The organism is Acidithiobacillus sp. TH-A35 (genome assembly GCF_057473505.1).
Window position 1 is genome coordinate 1 of the sequence record NZ_JBYCKR010000218.1, and the last position, 1,862, is coordinate 1,862.

A 1,862-nucleotide genomic window follows, 5' to 3' on the forward strand; every position below is an offset into this window, starting at 1 on the left:
TGGGGCTGGCGGCTGAGTACGGCGTTGATCTGGTCACCGCGAAAACCTTCTTCCTTGAAATAGACGCGCATCCGATCCTGGAAAAAGTCGAGAATGGCGCTGCGAACTGCCGTAGGATCTTTGATGATGGCGCGCCCCAGAGTCTCCAGTGTCAGATCAACGACGCTGTCCAGGTGCAGAACTAAATCGGCATTGAGAATAATGCGCAAGATGCCCAATGCGGCCCGGCGCAGGGCAAAGGGATCCCGGTCGCCGCTGGGGACTTTGCCAATGGCAAAAAAGCCGCAGAGGGTATCGAGCTTGTCGGCGATGGCCAGGCACTGACCGGCCCGGCTCGGGGGGGTATCATCATCGCGACCGTTGGGCAGGTAATGTTGACCAATGGCCGCCGCGACTTCGGCTTTTTCGCCGTCATGACGGGCGTAATGTCCGCCCATGATGCCCTGAAGTTCGGGAAATTCTCCCACCACGCCGGAGAGCAAATCACTTTTGCAGAGTGCTGCGGCCCGTTCCAGATCATCCGCATTGACCTGACAGAACGGACTGAAGGCCCGGGCCAGTTTTTGCAGGCGCAGGGTTTTGTCATAAATGCTGCCCAGACCCTCCTGAAAGAGGACCTGTTTCAGTTCGGGAAGTCTTTCGGCCAGGGGTTTCTGGCGATCCTGATCCCAGAAAAAAGCGGCATCGGCCAGGCGGGCGCGCAGCACCCGGTTATTCCCATGAATCACCACTTGCGCATCCTGACTGTGCAAGTTGGCTGCAAACACATATTGGGCTATCAGTTGGCCATTTTCGCCACGTAACGGAACATAGCGTTGATGCTGCATCATCACGGTGATCAGTGCTTCTTCGGGAATCCGCAGGTAATCTTCGGCAAAGCTGCCCAACAGGATCACCGGCCACTCATTCAGACCGGTAATTTCATCCAGTAGGGCGGGAGGTAATATGGGGGTAGCCCCCAGGTCTTCGGCCAAGGCGGAAATTTTGTGGGCAATATGCTCGCGGCGCAGGTCAAAATCCGCCATCACCTGGCCGTGCATCAGGGCCTCGGCGTAGTCTGAGGGCTGCGGGATGAGGATGGATTCAGGATGATGGACCCGATGACCGAAGCTCATGCCTCCGGCTTGCAGTCCAAATGCCTTCCAGTCCAGGACTTGTTGTCCTTGACGTAAAAGCAGCCAGCGTACCGGGCGCAGGAAGCTGTCCTGACGGGATCCCCAGTGCATGCTTTTGCGTAAGGGCAGGGCGGCAATCGTCTGGCTGGCAATTTCCGGGAGCAGGCTGTAACTGCTGCGTGCGGCTTCGATTTCCCGCCAGGCCAGCACCGGGCCTTTTTCCGTTTCAAGGGTGTGCAAATCGGCGAAGCTTACACCACAGGAGCGGGCGAAACCTTCGGCTGCGGGTGTAACATTTCCATTGGCATCCCGGGCTCTCGCTACCGGGGGGCCGCGCCGGATGCTTTCCCGGGGATGGCTGTGCAGGGCGAGGCCCTGAATCCATAAAGCCAGACGTCGGGGGGTGACATAGGCCGTAATCTGACCACAATCGAGCCCGGCTTCACCCAGCAGGCGAGTCATCTGCGCAACTGCGGCATCCCTTAAGGGGAGTTGTTCGCGGGCGGGAAGCTCTTCACAGCCGATTTCCAGAAGACAATCTTCCCGCAGAAGTTTTTCATGGGTTGACATCAGGCACTCCGCAACAGGGGATGGCCCAGTTCGGCCCGGGCTTCGGCATAAATTTCCGCTACGCCTTTGGCCAGGCCACGAACCCGACCGATAAAACGGGCGCGTTCGTTGACGCCAATGGCATGCCGGGCATCCAGGAGGTTGAAAGTATGGGAGCAGTCGAGAACCCGTTCATAG

General features: G+C 58.4%; 2 protein-coding genes. Both read right to left on the reverse strand.

Features of this window, described 5'->3' with window-relative positions; all coding sequences use genetic code 11:
• The coding region (gene glyS / locus AC2VNK_RS07430; protein WP_486883331.1) for a glycine--tRNA ligase subunit beta at positions 1-1,685 on the reverse strand (1,685 nt) is incomplete at its 3' end.
• A partial coding sequence (locus AC2VNK_RS07435) for a glycine--tRNA ligase subunit alpha (protein ID WP_486883332.1) occupies positions 1,685-1,862 on the reverse strand: 178 nt, incomplete at its 5' end. The genes glyS and AC2VNK_RS07435, both read right to left, overlap by 1 nt.